Annotated in this window: 13 protein-coding genes and 4 tRNA genes; 6 read left to right on the plus strand and 11 right to left on the minus strand. The window is 74.3% G+C overall.

Annotation, left to right across the window (positions count from 1 at the left end; translation table 11 throughout):
- Positions 1-40: 40 nt before the first annotated feature.
- From AOQ37_RS24070 to AOQ37_RS24085, 4 genes are all read left to right on the plus strand, one after another.
- Positions 41-114, plus strand: a tRNA-Cys gene (locus tag AOQ37_RS24070).
- A gap of 1 nt (position 115) precedes the next feature.
- Positions 116-187: transfer RNA gene (locus AOQ37_RS24075), tRNA-Val, on the plus strand.
- A gap of 26 nt (positions 188-213) precedes the next feature.
- Positions 214-285 (plus strand) — tRNA-Val (locus AOQ37_RS24080).
- A 34-nt stretch (positions 286-319) separates the two neighbouring features.
- Positions 320-391: transfer RNA gene (locus AOQ37_RS24085), tRNA-Val, on the plus strand.
- Between the two features lie 55 nt (positions 392-446).
- Here AOQ37_RS24085 and AOQ37_RS24090 read toward each other — a convergent pair.
- From AOQ37_RS24090 to AOQ37_RS24100, 3 genes are all read right to left on the minus strand, one after another.
- Positions 447-746 (minus strand): TFIIB-type zinc ribbon-containing protein, encoded by a 300-nt coding sequence (locus tag AOQ37_RS24090; RefSeq protein ID WP_062646758.1) that lies wholly within the window; start codon positions 744-746, stop codon positions 447-449.
- An 81-nt stretch (positions 747-827) separates the two neighbouring features.
- Positions 828-1,763: a phosphotransferase enzyme family protein gene (locus AOQ37_RS24095; RefSeq protein ID WP_062646760.1), complete on the minus strand. Its 936-nt coding sequence runs from the start codon at positions 1,761-1,763 to the stop codon at positions 828-830.
- 310 nt (positions 1,764-2,073) lie between these two features.
- Positions 2,074-2,268 (minus strand): hypothetical protein, encoded by a 195-nt coding sequence (locus AOQ37_RS24100; protein ID WP_054239472.1) that lies wholly within the window; start codon positions 2,266-2,268, stop codon positions 2,074-2,076.
- Between the two features lie 611 nt (positions 2,269-2,879).
- Between AOQ37_RS24100 and AOQ37_RS24105 the strand changes: the two genes are divergently transcribed.
- On the plus strand, positions 2,880-4,241 hold the full coding sequence (locus AOQ37_RS24105; protein WP_062646762.1) for a serine/threonine-protein kinase: 1,362 nt from the start codon (positions 2,880-2,882) through the stop codon (positions 4,239-4,241).
- A gap of 355 nt (positions 4,242-4,596) precedes the next feature.
- Here AOQ37_RS24105 and AOQ37_RS24110 read toward each other — a convergent pair whose 3' ends face one another.
- The 3 genes from AOQ37_RS24110 to AOQ37_RS24120 form a co-directional block, all read right to left on the minus strand.
- Entirely contained in the window at positions 4,597-5,349 is a 753-nt protein-coding gene (locus tag AOQ37_RS24110; RefSeq protein ID WP_062646763.1) for an anti-sigma factor, read from the minus strand.
- Positions 5,346-5,912, minus strand: coding sequence for an ECF RNA polymerase sigma factor SigK (sigK, locus tag AOQ37_RS24115; RefSeq protein WP_062646764.1), 567 nt, complete (start codon positions 5,910-5,912; stop codon positions 5,346-5,348). Before sigK ends, AOQ37_RS24110 begins: the two co-directional genes overlap by 4 nt.
- A 101-nt stretch (positions 5,913-6,013) precedes the next feature.
- Entirely contained in the window at positions 6,014-6,466 is a 453-nt protein-coding gene (locus tag AOQ37_RS24120) for an ATP-binding protein (protein WP_062646765.1), read from the minus strand.
- Between the two features lie 358 nt (positions 6,467-6,824).
- Between AOQ37_RS24120 and AOQ37_RS24125 the strand changes: the two genes are divergently transcribed.
- Positions 6,825-7,166, plus strand: a complete 342-nt coding sequence (locus AOQ37_RS24125; RefSeq protein WP_062647217.1) for a BcpO-related WXXGXW repeat protein — start codon at positions 6,825-6,827, stop codon at positions 7,164-7,166.
- A gap of 93 nt (positions 7,167-7,259) precedes the next feature.
- On the opposite strand, the gene AOQ37_RS24130 is transcribed toward AOQ37_RS24125, so the two are convergent.
- The 5 genes from AOQ37_RS24130 to AOQ37_RS24150 form a co-directional block, all read right to left on the minus strand.
- The gene (locus tag AOQ37_RS24130) at positions 7,260-8,138 is read right to left on the minus strand and encodes a TrmH family RNA methyltransferase (RefSeq protein WP_062646766.1); all 879 of its coding nucleotides are present in this window, start codon (positions 8,136-8,138) and stop codon (positions 7,260-7,262) included.
- A 63-nt stretch (positions 8,139-8,201) separates the two neighbouring features.
- Positions 8,202-9,434: a uroporphyrinogen-III C-methyltransferase gene (cobA, locus tag AOQ37_RS24135; protein WP_062646767.1), complete on the minus strand. Its 1,233-nt coding sequence runs from the start codon at positions 9,432-9,434 to the stop codon at positions 8,202-8,204.
- A gap of 146 nt (positions 9,435-9,580) precedes the next feature.
- The gene (cobT, locus tag AOQ37_RS24140; RefSeq protein ID WP_062646768.1) at positions 9,581-13,972 is read right to left on the minus strand and encodes a nicotinate-nucleotide--dimethylbenzimidazole phosphoribosyltransferase; all 4,392 of its coding nucleotides are present in this window, start codon (positions 13,970-13,972) and stop codon (positions 9,581-9,583) included.
- 448 nt (positions 13,973-14,420) lie between these two features.
- Complete coding sequence (gene cbiE, locus AOQ37_RS24145) at positions 14,421-15,644, minus strand: precorrin-6y C5,15-methyltransferase (decarboxylating) subunit CbiE (protein ID WP_062646770.1); 1,224 nt, start codon at positions 15,642-15,644, stop codon at positions 14,421-14,423.
- Positions 15,645-15,740: 96 nt separating this feature from the next.
- Entirely contained in the window at positions 15,741-16,379 is a 639-nt protein-coding gene (locus tag AOQ37_RS24150) for a GNAT family N-acetyltransferase (RefSeq protein WP_062646772.1), read from the minus strand.
- Positions 16,380-16,415: the final 36 nt, after the last annotated feature.

The raw sequence follows: 16,415 nt of genomic DNA on the forward strand, positions 1-16,415 counted from the left end.
AAGCAGGAAGAGGGGGATCATCCCGAACCCCCGCACTCCTGGTGGAGTGGCCGAGAGGCGAGGCAACGGCCTGCAAAGCCGTCTACACGGGTTCAAATCCCGTCTCCACCTCCAAGGACGATTAGCTCAGCGGGAGAGCGCTTCCCTGACACGGAAGAGGTCACTGGTTCAATCCCAGTATCGTCCACTGGATCTGCTCGAAGATCCGAACCCGCGCGATTAGCTCAGCGGGAGAGCGCTTCCCTGACACGGAAGAGGTCACTGGTTCAATCCCAGTATCGCGCACGCGTCACGCACGCCCCTCGGGTCGTGTCCCCGAGGACGATTAGCTCAGCGGGAGAGCGCTTCCCTGACACGGAAGAGGTCACTGGTTCAATCCCAGTATCGTCCACACACCGAGAGCCCCCGGCCGCCTTCGCGGTCGGGGGCTTCCTGTCTGTTCAGGTTCAGCTGGAGAACAGCATCCGGCCGAAGCCCTTCTGGCGGTGGTGACCGCCGTGGTGCCCCCCGTAGTGGCCGCCACCCTGCGGGGCGCCCCAGGCGGGCGCGACCGGGGCGGCCTGGGGGTACCCCTGCGGGGCGGCCGGGGGCGGCGGACCCGGCTGGGACCACTGGGACTCCAGGCGGGTCAGCGCCTCCAGCTCGCCGTAGTCGAGGAAGATCCCACGGCAGTTGCTGCACTGTTCGATCTGGACGCCGTTGCGGTTGTACGTGTGCATCTGAGCGTGACACTTCGGGCACTGCATGGTTCGGCTCAACTCCTCGCCGGTCGGTGCTGTTTCGCGTACCGCCAGGACAGACACTGTCCGGCTGCGGTCGGTTGCACCCTACTTCGCCCGGCCCGCCGTCAACTGCGGGGGGACAGAACCCATTCGGGCACAGGCGTCGACCAGGCACTGCTCGACCTCGTCCAGTTGCCGCCCCCGCGCCACCGCCTTGACGACGGAGCGTGCCGCGGTCTGCACGGTGAGTGCGCGCGCCGGGACGTCGAGCGCGGACCAGGGGTCGCCGCCCCCGGGGACGGCGGGGCCGTCCTCGGCCCGGTAGGCGGCGAGGAAGCGGGTCCACTCCTCGGGCGGGAGCAGCCCGCAGGCGTACCAGGCGGCGGGGCGGGCGAGATCCCAGGCCGCAACGCCGACGCCGAGATCGTCGACGTCGATCAGGCGCCAGGGCCCGTCGGGCGCCGGATGGCGGACGAGCTGGCCGAGGTGGAGGTCGCCGTGGCAGACGGTGGTGGTGTCGGGCTGCGGGGCTTCGGCGCGGGCCCAGGCGGGAAGCGCGCGCCAGGCGCTCAGGACGGGGGCGACGGCGGGGTGCGGTCCGGCCGCGTGGAGCCGGGCCACGGCGTGGGCGGCCTTGGCGGGGCCGCGCATCTCCGGGAGCCCGGCCGGCGCGGGGGTGCGGTGCAGACGGGCGAGCAGCGTGCCCGCGGCCTCCCAGGGGGCGAGGTCGGGGTCGTCCGGGTCCACCGGCGTGCCGTACGGCCAGAAGGTCACGAGCCGGCCGTGGAGAGCGGCCGGAGCCGGTGCGAGCGGCGGGAGGAGTATGCCGGGGATGCGGGCGGCGAGGGCGAGGCGCGGGGCGAGTCCGGCCGGGTCGGTGTCGGGGGCGTGCGCCTTCGCCACGGTGGCGGCGTGCCGGACGACGGTGGCGTCGGGACGGTCGGCGAGCGTCGCCGCACCGCAGGGACAGGCGGACGTGGTCTCGTGCGCCTTGGCTCCGGCCCGGACGGCGAGCTCGGTGAGCAGGAGGTGCGCGGTCACGGGGCTCCCTGGGCGGCGGCGTGCGGTTCTTCCCGCGAGGGTACGCAGGCGGGGCCACGCGGAGGCGGCGGGGGCGTCGTGGTCGCGGCCGGCCGGGGGCGGGTCGCGTTCGGGCGGGAAGCGGGTCGCGTCGTGGCCGGGAAGGCTTCGCGTTCCGGCCGGGAAGGCGAGCGGCCCGCGGGAAAAGCAATGCAGGCGCAGCTCCCCAGCTGCGCCTGCATTTTTTGCCGTCCGCCGCACCCCCGTCCCCACGGGGTTTCATGGGTGGATGTCCCCGCCCGGACCGCTCTTCCGGGCCTGGGGTCGCCGCTCAGCGCCCCAGCATCACTCCCACGGACGACGCCTGTGTGGCCACTGTCTCCCAGCCGTCGAAGACGACGAGGAGCAGGACCGCCAGGGGAAGGGCCATGAGCGTCGCCACCAAGGGGTGGCGGCGGCCCGTGCGACGAGGGCGCGTACCGCGTCCCTGTGCGCGGATCATCGTCCGCGGTGCCGTGAGAGCCATGGTCCCTCTCCTGACCTGATCAGTTGTCATTGGCAGCGGCGGGTGTCTGACCTCGGGGGACGAGTGCTGCACCCGCCGCTTGACCTCAAATCTAGGCGCGGGGGGACCCACGGTCGTCATGCCTTCGTACCGATTGCCGGGCCTCCCGGAGGATGAGCCATGACCTGCGGAGTACTCCCCTGGGTGGAGAGGCGGTCCCAGGTCTCGGGGTCTTCCCGGAGGGGGTCTCCGGTCCCGGCCGGACTGTGCGCCGCTTCGGGGCGCGCGGCGGGGCCCCGGCCGTGACTTCGCTCACTTCGGCCACCCCGGGCGGTACCGCGGACGCCCCTCACCGGGCCGCCCGGCGGCCCACCACCCCCCGTTGCCGCCTCCCGGTGCAGGTACCTGCGGCGGTCCGCGCACGGTCGCCGGCCTGGGGATCAATCCACCTGCCGGGAGCGGCGGTTGGGGGCGCCGGACTGTCAAAGCGTGCCTGTTCGCAGGGTCCCTGACCCTCCTTCACCTCGCACGCCGGGCACGGACAATCCATCAGTACGAGAGGGCGCGGCCTCTGCGCGCGGGCGGCCGTGGAAACGTAAGCTGTGCCACGTCACACGGACCGGGCAGCGGGGATGAACATGGCGATGATGCGCCTGAGGCGCGAGGACCCGCGCGTCGTCGGCTCGTTCAGGCTTCACCGACGGCTCGGCGCGGGTGGGATGGGCGTCGTCTACCTGGGGTCCGACAAGAAGGGGCAGCGGGTCGCGCTGAAGGTGATCCGGCCCGATCTGGCGGAGGACCAGGAGTTCCGGTCGCGGTTCGCACGCGAGGTCTCGGCCGCCCGCCGGATCCGGGGCGGCTGCACGGCGCGGCTGGTGGCGGCGGATCTGGACGCCGACCGGCCGTGGTTCGCCACCCAGTACGTGCCCGGGCCCTCCCTGCACGACAAGGTCAACGACGAGGGTCCGCTCGGGGCGGCCGAACTGGCCTCGATCGGGGCCGCGCTGTCGGAGGGGCTGGTCGCCGTCCACGAGGCCGGGGTCGTGCACCGGGACCTGAAGCCGTCCAACATCCTGCTCTCCCCCAAGGGCCCGCGGATCATCGACTTCGGTATCGCCTGGGCGACGGGGGCCTCCACGCTGACGCACGTCGGTACGGCGGTCGGCTCCCCCGGGTTCCTCGCGCCCGAGCAGGTGCGCGGGGCGCTGGTCACCCCGGCCACCGACGTGTTCTCGCTCGGCGCCACGCTCGCCTACGCCTCGACGGCCGATTCGCCCTTCGGGCACGGCAGTTCCGAGGTGATGCTGTACCGCGTGGTGCACGAGGAGCCGCATCTGCACGGCGTGCCGGACGCGCTGGCGCCGCTGGTGCGGGCCTGTCTGGCGAAGGACCCGGAGGAGCGGCCCAGCACCCTCGATCTCTCCCTGCGTCTGAAGGAGATCGCGACCCGGGAGGCCCAGGGTCTGGCGGACGCGCGTCCGCCGGCGCCTCGGGCGGCCGAGGCGGACCGTCCGACGGGACGGCTCTCCGAGACCGGTCACCCGGAGCGCACGCTGCGCCAGCAGACCGGGCCCGGTACTCCGCCGCCGCGGAACGGGACCCCGCCCTCACGCGGTGCGGTTCCCTCGCGGGGCGGAGCGCCCTCGCGCGGGGCCGGCGCCGCACGGGGCGGCGGCGCCTCGTCGTCGCGGTCGGGGGCCCGGCCGGCCCCCTCGCGCAACACCCGCCCCGGCAGCGGCAACCGGCCGGCGTCCCGCGGTGGGGCCCGGCGTCCGGGTCCGCGGGCCACGGGGACCGGGCGGCGGCCCGCCAATCCGCGGCTGCTGCGCCAGCGGCTGTTCGTGTTCGTCGTGGTGACCCTGCTGGTCGCGTTGGGCATCGCCGTCGTCCAGGGCTGCCAGGGGCCGGCGCGCGGGCTCGGCGGCGGCGACGGCGTCGTACGGCAGGAACAGCAGCACCTGCGTCCGCAGCCGGACGAGCCGCTCGGGGACTGACCCGGAGCCGCGCCGGCTGACGGAGGGCAGGGCGGACGGGCGGGGAGCCGGACGGTCGGGTGGCCGTGAGGCCGGGAAGCCAGGCGACCGGGGAGCCGGACAGCCGGGGAGCCGGGTGACCGGGAGCCGGACGGCCGGGTAGGCGGACGGCCGGGTGACCGGGATGCCGGACGGTCGGGTGACCGGGATGCCGGACGGTCGGGTGACCGGGATGCCGGACGGTCGGGTGACCGGGAAGCCGAAGGTCGGGACGCCGGGTGACCGGATGACCGGGTGACCGGGTGACCGGGGAGCCGGACGGTCGGGAGGCCGGGTGGGCGGGGAGTTGGGTGGGCGGGGAGTTGGGTGGGCGGGGTCAGGTTTTCAGGGGGATGATGCCGAGGGGTTCGGTGGTGGGCTGCGGGGAGCCGCCGGCCGGTTCGACGGTGACCCCTACGGCTACGGCGGCGGCCGGCGATCCCTTCAGGACGTGGGTGCCGTTCGGCGCGCTGCCGGCCACCAGGCCCGCCGGGCGGACGTCGCCTGCCTCGGCCGCGTACCAGAGCTCGTAGACCTTGCCCCCGGTCAGGGCGGGAAGACCGTACGCGGCGAAGACCGCCCGTGCCTGGTCGAGCGAGACCACGACGGCGGCGGTGGTGCCGCCGGTCAGTTCCCCGGTGTGGACGGTGGCGTCGGGGGCGGTGAGGACCTCGGTGATCGCGGCGCCCGCGGTGCGGGCCTGCTGCTCGGCGCGGACCGCGCGGGCGCGCGCGTCGTCCGCCTCGACGTGCTGCCGGACGGCGACGCCGCCGAGCACGGCGGCGGCCACGATGCTCGCGGCGAGCGCGAGGCGCAGCGCCCGCCGGCCGGGCGCCCTCGGGCGGTGCGGGGGCCGGTCCTGGCGGGTGTGGGCGACGGCCTGGAGGGTGCGGGCACGGGCCTGCGGGCTCACGGGAACGCTGCGCACCGCGGCGCCGAGCCGCGCGGCGGTCTCCAGCAGGTCGACGACCTCCCGGTGGCACGGGTCGCAACCGGCGAGATGGTTCTCGAAGGCGTGTTCCTCGGCGGGCGGCAGGGCGTACAGCACGTACGCGCCGATGGCCCGGTGGGGATCCTCCTCGGGTGTCATGCGTCGGCCTCCAGACAGGCGCGCAGCCGCCGCAGCCCCGCGCGCATCCGCGACTTCACCGTCCCCTCGGGGGTGGAGAGTGCGTCGGCCACCTCCAGGTAGGTCAGGCCCTGGTAGTAGGCGAGCATCAGCGGCACCCGCTCCTGACGGGCCAGGGCGGTGAGACAGCGGTGCAGCCGCCGCTGCTCGTCGTGGTCCTGGACGATCTCGGCCACTTCGTCGAACGGCCGCTCCGGCGCGAGGACGCCCGTGCGCTGTTCGCGCTCGGTGCCGGCCTGCGCGGAACGCACCCGGTCCACCGCCCGGCGGTGGGCCACGGTGAGGACCCAGGCCTTCGCCGTTCCCCGTTCGGGACGGTAGCGGTCCGCGGTGCGCCAGATCTCGATCATGACCTCCTGGGTCACCTCCTCCGCCTGGGCGACGTCCCGCACGATCCGGCAGACCAGTCCCATGACACTGCCGGACAGCGCGTCGTAGACGCCGGTGAAGGCGTCCCGGTCGCCGTCCGCCACCCGGGCCAGCAGGTCCTCCACTCGGGCGTGCGGATCGAAGCTGTGCGGCAAAGCCCTGCTCCCCTCGTGCCTCGTGGCTCGTGGCTCGTGCTGGGTTCGGACGGCCCGCCCGCGGCCTGTGCGGAGGGAAGGGACCTGCGCCGGGAAGCCGCTCACCGCTCCGGGGACGGGGTGCGCGCGGAGCCGAGGTCGAGCAGGACGTGCACGGTCTTGCCGCCCAGGGCGGGGACCAGCCGGATCTGTCCGCCCAGCCCCCGGATGACCTCCATGCCGAAGCCGCCGCGCTCGTCGCCGGCCGAACGGCGGTGCAGCTCGGGAAGCTCCTCGCTGTGGTCGGCGACGGCGATGTCCAGCCGCCCGTCGCGCACGGTCAGCGTCAGCAGACAGGGACCGCAGGTGTGCCGGACCGCGTTGGTCACCAGTTCGGAGACGACGAGGACGGCGTCCGGCACGCGGTCGACCGGGTCGGCGGCCCTCAGCCAGCTCTCGCTGACCCGGCGGGCGAGCGACGGGGCCCGCCGGGAGTGCGGCAGGGCGACGGCACAACGCGCCGTCGTCGGCGGGGGCGCGGACGGTGCCGCGGGCGGTGATGTGGTGGTGGTCATGAGGGCTCCCCTGGAACGAAGCGTCGGGGGCGGCTTTGGTTCGCAGGGGATTCGTAGCCGCACAGCACGCGGATGCCGCCGTGATGTACACAAAAGCCTCAGGTTGCCACCCGGTCGGGCGAGTGGAGGCCGGCCACCCTCCGCCGGGGAGGCCTTCGGCCTTTATGCCGTGCCGACATTTTTTCCGCTTTGTCTTCATCCGTCCGGCTTGCGGGTCCGAATACCCCGCGTCCGGCACAGCGAGACGGGGACAGCGTTCCTCCCGGATCCACACCGCGCCCTCCGCGCGGCCGGTGGACCGGAGGGTGTGACCTCGTCGGACGTGCTCTTCGCCGAACGTTCGAGGGAGATGTGTCCGATGACCGCTTTCCTGCGAGCCCGCCGTCTGGTGGCCGGAGCCGCCGCGACGGGCCTACTGGCCGGAGGGGCCGTGCTGGGCCTGTCCGGCGCGGCGACCGCGGCTCCCGCTCCCGCTTCCGCCCCGACCGTGGTGACCACCGATCACGACGGTAAGTGCCACTGGGTGAAGGGCCACTGGGAGAAGAAGTGGGTGAAGGGTCACTGGGAGAAGAAGCGGGTCAACCACAAGACCTGGCACCACGGCCACTGGGAGAACCACCACACCTACAAGTGGGTCTACGTCCATGGTCACTGGGACCACCACTGGGTCAAGGGGCACTGGGAGTGCCACCACCGGTGACCGCGGTGACGCGCGGGTGAGGGCCGGACGCGCCATGCCGTCCGGCCCTCGTCCCGTGTCTTCGTCCGGCCCTCGCCCCGCGCCGTCGTCCGGCTATCGGGCGGGCCTCGGCCGCGTGGCGTAGAACGCGACGGCGGAAGCGGCCGCCACGTTGAGGGAGTCGATCCCGGCGGACATGGGGATGCGCACCCATTCGTCCGCCGCCCGGAGCGCGTACGTGGAGAGTCCGTGCCCCTCCGAGCCCAGCATGATGGCGCTCTTCTCGAAGCGTGCCGGGTGCAGCTCGTCGAGGGGGGTCGCCTTCTCGTCCGGGGTCATGGCGAGGATGTCGTACCCCGCGTCGCGCACGACATCGAGTCCGGCCGGCCAGGCGTCGAACCGGGCGTAGGGAACCGAGAAGACGGCGCCCATCGACACCTTGATCGCCCGCCGGTAGAGGGGGTCGGCGCAGTCCGGTGACAGCAGGATCGCCTTGATGCCCAGCGCGGCGGCGCTGCGGAAGGCGGCCCCGAGATTCGCGTGGTCGACGAATCCCTCGAAGATCGCTACCCGTCGGCCCGCGCCGTCCGGCGGCTCCGCGCAGTGCTCGTCGGCCTGGTCCGGGACGACCGTCAAACGGGCGGCCCCCAGGAGTTCGGCGGCGGCCGGCAGCGGTTTGCGCTGCATGGAGGCCAGCGCACCGCGGTGGACGTGATAGCCGGTGACCCGTTCGGCGAGTTCCGGGGTGACGGCGTAGACCGGCGCCGGAAGCTCGTCGATGACATCGCGCATGACGTCGACCCACTTCGCCGAGAGCAGCATCGAGCGCATCTCGTACCCGGCGTCCTTGGCCCGGCGGATGACCTTCTCGCCCTCGGCGATGAACAGGCCCTCGGCGGGCTCGCGCTTACGGCGCAGCTCGACGTCGGTCAGGCCGGTGTAGTCGCGCAGACGCGGGTCGTCGGGGTCCTCAACGGTGATGAGATCGGCCACAGGGTGATACTGCCTTGTCCTGGGTGTGGTGCCAACGGCTCGGAACGGTTGCGTTACCCGCGGTTACTCGGAGGTCTCCGAGCCGACGTCGACGACCGCGCCGACGACGATCACCGCCGGAGGCCTGACGTCCTGGGTACGGACCACCTCGGCGACCGTCGCGAGCGTCGCGTCGACGCGGCGCTGGGCGGCCGTCGTGCCCTCCTGGACGAGGGCGACCGGGGTGTCGGGGGACTTGCCGTGCGCGACGAGCGTCTCGGCGATCTTCCCGATCTTGTCGACGCCCATCAGGATCACCAGCGTGCCGGTGAGCCTCGCGAGCGAGGGCCAGTCGACCAGCGAACGCTCGTCGTCGGGGGCGACATGCCCGCTGACCACCGTGAACTCATGGGCGACGCCCCGGTGGGTGACGGGGATGCCGGCCGCGCCGGGCACCGAGATCGAGCTGGAGATCCCCGGGACGACCGTGCAGGCGACGCCGGCCTCCGCGAGGGCCTGGAGCTCCTCCATGCCACGGCCGAAGACGTACGGGTCGCCGCCCTTGAGGCGGACCACCGACTTGCCCTGACGGGCGTGCTCGATCAGCGCGTTGTTGATGGCCTCCTGGGCCATGAACCGGCCGTAGGGGATCTTCGCCGCGTCGATCACCTCGACGTGCGGCGGGAGTTCGGCGAGGAGGTCGCGCGGGCCGAGCCGGTCGGCGATGACGACGTCCGCCTCGGCGAGCAGCCGGCGCCCGCGGACGGTGATCAGGTCCGGGTCGCCCGGACCGCCGCCGACCAGCGCGACACCGGGGGTCCGGGTGCGGTAGTGGGGGGCGACGAGGGTGCCGTCGCGCAGACCCTCGACGACCGCGTCCCGGATGGCGGCGGTGTGGCGCGGGTCGCGGCCGCGGGCGTCGGTCGTCAGCACGGCGACCGTGACGCCCTCGCTGTGGCCGGTCGCCGGCGTCCAGGCGGTCGCGGCGTCCGCGTCGTCGGAGCGGACGCACCAGACGCGGTGCGCCTCGGCCTCGGCGGAGGCCCGGCCGTTCGCCTCGGAGTCGCTCGTGGCGATGAGCGCGTACCAGGCCTCGGCGAGGTCGCCGTCGGCGTACGGGCGCTTCGACCAGGTGATCTCGCCCGCGTCCGCCATCGCCTCCACCGAGGGCGTCGCCCCGGGGGACACCAGGTGGACGTCGGCACCGGCCGCGATCAGCGCGGGGAGGCGGCGCTGGGCGACCTGGCCGCCGCCGAGGACGACGACCCTGCGGCCGGCGAGACGGAGGCCTACGGGGTAGGCGGGGTGTTCGGCCATGAGGGTGCGGCTCCTCGTACGGGCAGAGAGCAGAGGGCGGGCGCTGCGGCTCTGGAGCGGCCCTGACGTGCGCATTTTAAAGGTGGCTTCAGCATGCGGCGGGGCCGGGGGCGGCACAAGCGAGTGCCCCCGGCCCCGGGCGGGACCTACTTCTCGGTGACGCCCGCCGAATCGAACGTCGCCACCTCGTGCATCGCCCGCGCCGTGCTCTGCACCAGCGGCAGCGCGAGCAGGGCGCCCGTGCCCTCGCCGAGGCGCAGGTCCAGGTCGACCAGGGGGCGCAGGCCCAGCTTGTTCAGGGCGGCCACGTGACCGGGTTCGGCGCTGCGGTGGCCCGCGATGCAGGCCGCGAGGACCTCGGGGGCGATGGCGCGGGCGACCAGGGCGGCGGCGCCGGCGCTGACGCCGTCCAGGATCACGGGCGTGCGGAGGGAGGCGCCGCCGAGGAGGAGGCCGACCATCGCCGCGTGCTCGAAGCCGCCGATCGCGGCCAGGACGCCGATGGGGTCCGCCGGGTCCGGCTGGTGGACCTCCAGGGCGCGGCGCACGACCTCGGTCTTGCGGGCGAGGGTCTCGTCGTTGATGCCGGTGCCGCGACCGGTGACCTCGGCCGGGTCGGCACCCGTGAAGACCGAGATGAGGGCCGCGGACGCCGTGGTGTTCGCGATGCCCATCTCGCCCGTGAGCAGCGCCTTGTTACCGGCCGCGACCAGGTCGCGGGCGGTCTCGATGCCGACCTCGATGGCCTGTTTGGCCTCCTCGCGGGTCATGGCGGGGCCGGTGGTCATGTCGGACGTGCCCGCGCGGATCTTGCGGGGCAGCAGACCGGGGGTCGCGGGGAGGTCGGCGGCGACGCCCACGTCCACCACGCAGACCTCGGCACCCACCTGGGTGGCGAAGGCGTTGCAGACCGCTCCCCCGCCGAGGAAGTTGGCGACCATCTGGGCCGTCACCTCCTGCGGCCAGGGGGTGACGCCCTGCGCGTGCACGCCGTGGTCGCCGGCGAAGATCGCGACCGCCGCGGGCTCCGGGATCGGCGGCGGGCACTGCCGGGACAGGCCGGACAGCTGCGCGGAGATGATCTCCAGCATGCCGAGCGAGCCGGGCGGCTTCGTCATCCGCTTCTGCCGTTCCCAGGCCTCGCCGAGCGCCTTGGCGTCCAGCGGGCGGACGCTGGCGACGGTCTCGGCGAGCAGATCGTGCGGGTCCTCGCCGGGCAGCGCGCGACGGCCGTACGTCTCCTCGTGGACGACCCACGACAGCGGACGGCGCTTGGCCCACCCGGCCTGCATCAGCTCCGGCTCGTCCGGGAACTCGTCGACGTAGCCGACGCACAGGTAGGCGACCACTTCCAGGTGCTCGGGCAGGCCCAGCGCGCGGACCATCTCGCGCTCGTCGAAGAAGCTGACCCAGCCGACGCCGAGGCCCTCGGCACGGGCCGCGAGCCAGAGGTTCTCGACGGCGAGCGCGGAGGAGTACGGCGCCATCTGCGGCTGGGTGTGCCGGCCCAGGGTGTGGCGGCCGCCGCGGGTCGGGTCGGCGGTGACGACGATGTTCACCGGGGTGTCGAGGATGGCCTCGATCTTCAGTTCCTTGAACTGCTTGGCCCGGCCCTTGGGCAGCGACTTCGCGTACGCGTCCCGCTGACGGGTCGCCAGTTCGTGCATCGCGCGCCGGGTGTCGGCGGAGCGGATGACGACGAAGTCCCAGGGCTGCGAGTGCCCGACGGAGGGCGCGGTGTGGGCGGCCTCCAGCACGCGCAGCAGCACCTCGTGCGGGATCGGGTCAGCCCGGAATCCGTTGCGGATGTCCCGGCGCTCACGCATGACCTTCAGGACGGCCTCGCGCTCGGCGTCGTCGTACGCGGGCGCGGCGGGGCCGGTGGACTCTCGAACTTCTTCCACGGGGGCCGGGCTCTCTTCCTGGTCGGCGGCCCTGGTTTCCAGGTCCTCCGGGCTCTGTGCGACATCGGGGTCGATGCCGGTCTCGGGCTCCGTGTCCGGGGTCGCCGGGGCGGGAGCGGGGTCCGCGCCGCGCGGGGCGGGGACCGTGACGATCGCGGGGGCGGCGTCCGCCTCGTCGGCCGGCCGCTGTTCCGTCTCCGCGTGGGCCGCCTGCTCCTCCGTGGGGAGCACGAGGGCGTGCGGCGGGGTCGGGGCGAGGTGCGGGGCGGTGGGCACCATGCCCTCGACCGGCACGAACCGGCCCAGGGGCTGGTCCGCGGAGGGCTGGTCGGGCAGCGCCGGGTGCTGCGGCTGCTCCGACCGGTCCGGCTGCTCCGTCGCGGCCGTCTGCTCCGGGTGGGGCATCGGGGCGACGGCGGACGGGAGGTCCGCGCCGGGGACGTCGGCGAGCGCGGCGGGGGCGGCCACCGGCGGCTGGACCGGGTGCGGGTGCTGCTCGTGCTGGGGGTGCTGCGGAGCGGGGGTCGCGGCAGCGGAGGCCGCCACGAGCTCCGGGGCGACCGGTGCGGATGCTTCCTCGGCAGCGGGGGCTTCCTCGGCAAGCGTCTGCGCGGGCTGTGGCTCCGGCGACGATGCCGGTTCCGCCGCCGCTTCCGGCCGGTCGGCCGGTGACTCGGCCTCGGGCGCGGGCGCGAGGGTCGGTGCGGGCCCGGGTTCGGGCTGCGGGGCCGTCTCCGGGGCGGCGGGGGCGCCCGGGACGTGGGGCGCGGGGGCCGCGAGGTGGGGGGCCGGGGCGAGGGGCTCGTGCGCGATCCCCGCCTCGGACTGCGGCGTCTGCTCCGGCTCCGACTGCGGCTCCGACTGCGGTGTCGGCTGGATCTCCGGGGCCGGCCGGGCGTCCTGAACCGCCTGAACCGCCTGAACCGTGTGATCCGTCCGGACGGGCTGCTCGGGAGCGGGGTCCGCCTGCGGGGCGGGCTCGGACGTCCGCGGTGCGGCCGGTTCGGCGGGGGCCGCGGCGGCGGCCTCGGCGGAAGCGGCCTCGGCGGAAGCCACGAAGGCGTCGACGAGCAGACCGGTCTCGGGGACGGCGACGGGCGCGGGGGCGGAGACCTCCGGCTCGACGGCCGCCTCGGGCGCGGCGGCCTCGGCCACCGGGGCAGGCATCTCCTGGGCGGCGGCGGCCGGTTCGGACACCTCGGGGACGACGGTCGCCGCGGGCTCGGGAGTCGCGGTGACGGGCACGGAGGTGGGCTCCGCGACCACCACGGGGTCCGGAACCGGGACTTCGGAAGCCGGCGCTCCGGGTGCGGGCACGAACTCGGCCGCGGGGACCGCCTCGTACGCCTGGGCCGGCGTCTCGCCGAGGTCCGCGTGAGGCTCCTGGGACGCTTGAGGCTCTGCGGGCTCCTGGTGCTGAGGTGACTCGACCGGGCTCGCCTGTCCGGCCTCGGTCACGGCCTCGGCCCCGGCCGCGTGAGCGACCGTCTCCTGTACGGAGTTCGCCTCGGGAACCTCCGCGGGCTCTGCCCCCTCGACGGGCCTCGTCGTACCGGCCGGGTCGGCGGTCGCCGCCACCTCGGCCACGTCAGCGGCCGGTTCGGCCTGCTGGACAACCTCGGCGGCGGGCTGTTCGATGTGCGCGGTCTCGGGAGCCGGTGCGGCCGCCTCGGAGACCGGTGCGGCGGACTCAGGGGCCGGTGCGGCGGACTCGGGAGTCGGTGCGACTTCCGGCGCCTGCGCCGTCTCCGTTCCCGCTCCCCCGGCCACCGGGGTCTCGACGGCCGATACGGCACTGCCGTCCGCGGGCCGGTCGTCGCCGGTGAAGGGGATGTCCGCCCCGTCCTGCCCGGCCTCCGCGACGGCGGGTGCCTCCTCGGCCTCCGCCATCATCGCGGCGCCGAGCAGTTCACCGGGGTCGACGACGCCGTAGTGCGCGGCGGCCCGGACGGGCGCCTCGGCGCCGACTGTCTCCTGGGCTTCCGGCGCCTCCTGGGCCTCCTGCGGGGCGGTCGCGGCGATCGCCTCGGTGGCCACCCGGGTCACGACGGCCTGGGCCGCGCCGGCCGGCTCGCGCTGCTGCGCTGCCGCCGGAACAACCGTTTCCGCAGCCGGGGCCCCCTGCGCGACCTGCGGCTGCGCGGCGCCCCAGGGGGACGCGCCCTGCGGGGCCGTCTCGCGCGGTTGCGGAGCGTCGAGGTACTCGGGGCCGGAGGTGGACGGGCCGGGCTGCCGTACCGGTGCCCCGGCGGGGCCGCGGTCGGCGAGCGAACGGACCGGGCTCGCGGAGGCGTCGGGGATCGGCGGACCGAGATGCAGGGGGCGGCGCGGGGCGGCCTGGGGCGCCGACGGGCTCGGGAGGCGGACGGCGCTGAGGTCGACCGAACCGCTGTCGCGGCCGCCCGTCTCGTGCGGACCCGGCTCGTGCACGGTCTCGACGACCGGCTCCGGCGGGGGTGGGGCCACCTCGTTGCCCCACGCGCTCTGGGCACCCGGCAGCAGCAACAGGTCTTCGTCCTCGGCGGTGGTCTCGGAGAGGTAGGTGTACGCACCGTGCGCGGGGGCGCCCGGCTGTTCCACCATGCCTGCGCTCTCCGGCAGTCCCTCGCCCGGGACCTGGCCGGTGTCGGTCATGCGTACCCCTCGCCCATCGGTTAGTGCCTTCTACGACCAGCTCACCCGGAGCGGCGCACCGACCGCCCCGTAGTGAAGAACGAGCGTCCGTGCCCAGCGGCACGAACGACCCGCCCGAAAAAGCGACAAAGCCATTCAGTGGCATTGTCCCGGCCGTAGTCGCGTCGCGACAGCTTGATCCGCGACGCCCCGCTGTGGACTGCGCCACGTTGCGCGCCCTCCGGTTCTGCCGTACCACACCCATCCCAAAAGGGATGCGTTTTCCGGACATTGACCGACGAAGTGCCGGGCGAACGGAAGCGGTACGACGATCGGCCAGCCTACCGCGCGCGGTACGACAACAGGATCACGGGGAGGGCGCGCCGGGTCACGGTCGGCAGTCGGAAAGGTCCTGCCCACCGCCCGTCCGGCACACGTCCCGCACTCGCCCTTCACCTGGCCGCCACGCTCAACGGGGCGATGCGCGCCGCACGATCTCCCCGGTGAGAAGGAACGCGACGCTCCGCTCCCGCTCCGTCCAGGCCCGGGTGTCGAGTTCGACGGACTGGACGAGGGAGCACTCGACGCGGTAGCCGTGCTCGGACAGGTCGCGGCCCACGAGTTCGGCGGCGTCACGGGTCCCGGCGTGCGTGACGATGCGCTGCGGGCGGCGGTCGGCGACGGCCAGCACCACGGCCGCTCCCCCGCCACCGACCCGTACGACGTCGGGTTCGGGCAGGTTCTCCAGGACGTGCGGGGCGATGCCGTGGACGATCTGGAGCTGGACGCCGTGCCGGCGCGCGGCGCTGTCGGTGCGGGCGCACGCGTCCAGCTCGCGGTCGACGGCGATGACGGCGGCGCCCGCCCGCGCAGCCTCGGTCGCGAAGGCGCCGCTGCCGCAGCCGATGTCCCAGACGAGGTCGCCGACGCGCGGGCCGAGGCGGGCGAGTTGGGCGGCGCGCAGCAGTTCCGCCTCGCCCTCGCCGAGCCCGCCGCCGTACACCTCGGCGGGCAGCGCCCAGCCGCGCGGTCCGGTGCCCGGGTCCCGGCCGGCGATCCAGCCGCTGTCCCCGGAGACGACCGGCCCGGTGGGACCGCCGATGACGATGACGACGTTGGGGTCGCGCCAGGTGTGGTCGGCGGCCTTGTCGGAGGTGACGACGCTGACCTGTTCGCGGGTGGTGCCGAGTTCCTCGCAGACGACGAACGTGCGGTGCACGCCCTCCATGAGCAGGCCCAGCTCGGCGGGACCGGCGCCCGGGGAGGTGAGGACGGCGACCTTGGTGTGGGCGCGGCAGACGTTCACGGCGCGGCGCAGGGTGCGCCGGTGGGCGACGACGACCTGGGCGTCGTCCCAGGGCATGCCGGCCCGGGCGAAGGCGGCGGCGACGGCGGAGACCGCCGGGACGACCTCGACCTCCAGGCCGAACTCGGGTGCGCGCAGGGTCCGTACGACGCCGAAGAAGCCCGGGTCGCCGTCGGCGAGGACGACCGCGGTGCCGCGGTGGGCCGCGATACGGCGGGCGGCGAGCGAGACACTGCCGAGCCGGACGCGTTCCGCCGAGGGCGGCACCTCGGGCAGCGTCAGGTGGTGGGGGGCGCCGGCCACCAGCGTGGCGGCACCGAGGGCGGAGCGGGCCGCGGCGGTCAGCGGCGAACCGTCCCATCCGATCACCGTGACGCGGTCGGCCATCGTCGTCAGTCTCCCCCGGGGTTCACGCAGGTAGCGGGCTCCGTGAGGGTACCTGGTCGGTGGGTCACGGCAACGGTGGTGGCACCGGCCCGGGGGTCAGTTCCAGTCGGTGTACGAGGTGAAGCCGCCGCTCTCCGCAAAGTGCTCCCCGGAACCCTCCAGGTCCTCCGGGAGGAGGCTCCACACGATGTAGTCGGTGCGCACCTCGTTCCAGCTGCCGTCCTCGGCCCGGGCGCGCGCTATGCAGGCGCCCCGCAGCACACCCTCGCTGATGCAGCCGATCTTCTGCGCGACCTGCTGGGAGGCGGTGTTGTCGGCGGCCGTGCGCAGTTCGATGCGCTCGATCTTCTGGTCGCGGATCAGCCAGTGGGCGGTGGCCAGCGCCGCCTCGGAGGCGTAGCCCTCGCCGCGCGCCCAGGGCGCGATGATGTACGACAGTTCGGTGGAACGGACGTGCCAGTTGGTCTTGGCGAGCTGGATGACGCCGACCAGGCGCTGGGTGAGGAACTCGGTGACGGCGAGGTCGAGGCCGCGGCCCGCGGTGCGTTCGGCGGGCGCGTACTCGGTGATCCAGCGGCGGGCGGCGGCCTCGTCGTAGGGCTGGGGCACGGCGGTCCAGGCCGCCACCTGCTCGTCGTTCATCATGTCGGCCAGGGCGGGCACGTCGTCCTCGTCGAGGGGACGCAGCACCAACCGCTCCGTGCTGATGGAGATGGTGGGGAAGGTGCTCGTCATGCGCCGCTCCGTAACCTTCGAAACTTCGGGGTGTGA

This window comes from Streptomyces maremycinicus (assembly GCF_001184025.1).
GTDB classification, from domain to species: Bacteria; Actinomycetota; Actinomycetes; order Streptomycetales; family Streptomycetaceae; genus Streptomyces; species Streptomyces maremycinicus.

Coding starts and splice junctions, on each gene's coding strand:
- AOQ37_RS24090 (WP_062646758.1), bottom strand. CDS start 746: ATGCAGTGCCCGAAGTGTCACGCTCAGATGCACACGTACAACCGCAAC.
- AOQ37_RS24100 (WP_054239472.1), bottom strand. CDS start 2,268: ATGGCTCTCACGGCACCGCGGACGATGATCCGCGCACAGGGACGCGGT.
- AOQ37_RS24105 (WP_062646762.1), top strand. CDS start 2,880: ATGAACATGGCGATGATGCGCCTGAGGCGCGAGGACCCGCGCGTCGTC.
- AOQ37_RS24110 (WP_062646763.1), bottom strand. CDS start 5,349: ATGACACCCGAGGAGGATCCCCACCGGGCCATCGGCGCGTACGTGCTG.
- AOQ37_RS24120 (WP_062646765.1), bottom strand. CDS start 6,466: ATGACCACCACCACATCACCGCCCGCGGCACCGTCCGCGCCCCCGCCG.
- AOQ37_RS24125 (WP_062647217.1), top strand. CDS start 6,825: ATGACCGCTTTCCTGCGAGCCCGCCGTCTGGTGGCCGGAGCCGCCGCG.
- cobA (WP_062646767.1), bottom strand. CDS start 9,434: ATGGCCGAACACCCCGCCTACCCCGTAGGCCTCCGTCTCGCCGGCCGC.
- cobT (WP_062646768.1), bottom strand. CDS start 13,972: ATGACCGACACCGGCCAGGTCCCGGGCGAGGGACTGCCGGAGAGCGCA.
- cbiE (WP_062646770.1), bottom strand. CDS start 15,644: ATGGCCGACCGCGTCACGGTGATCGGATGGGACGGTTCGCCGCTGACC.
- AOQ37_RS24150 (WP_062646772.1), bottom strand. CDS start 16,379: ATGACGAGCACCTTCCCCACCATCTCCATCAGCACGGAGCGGTTGGTG.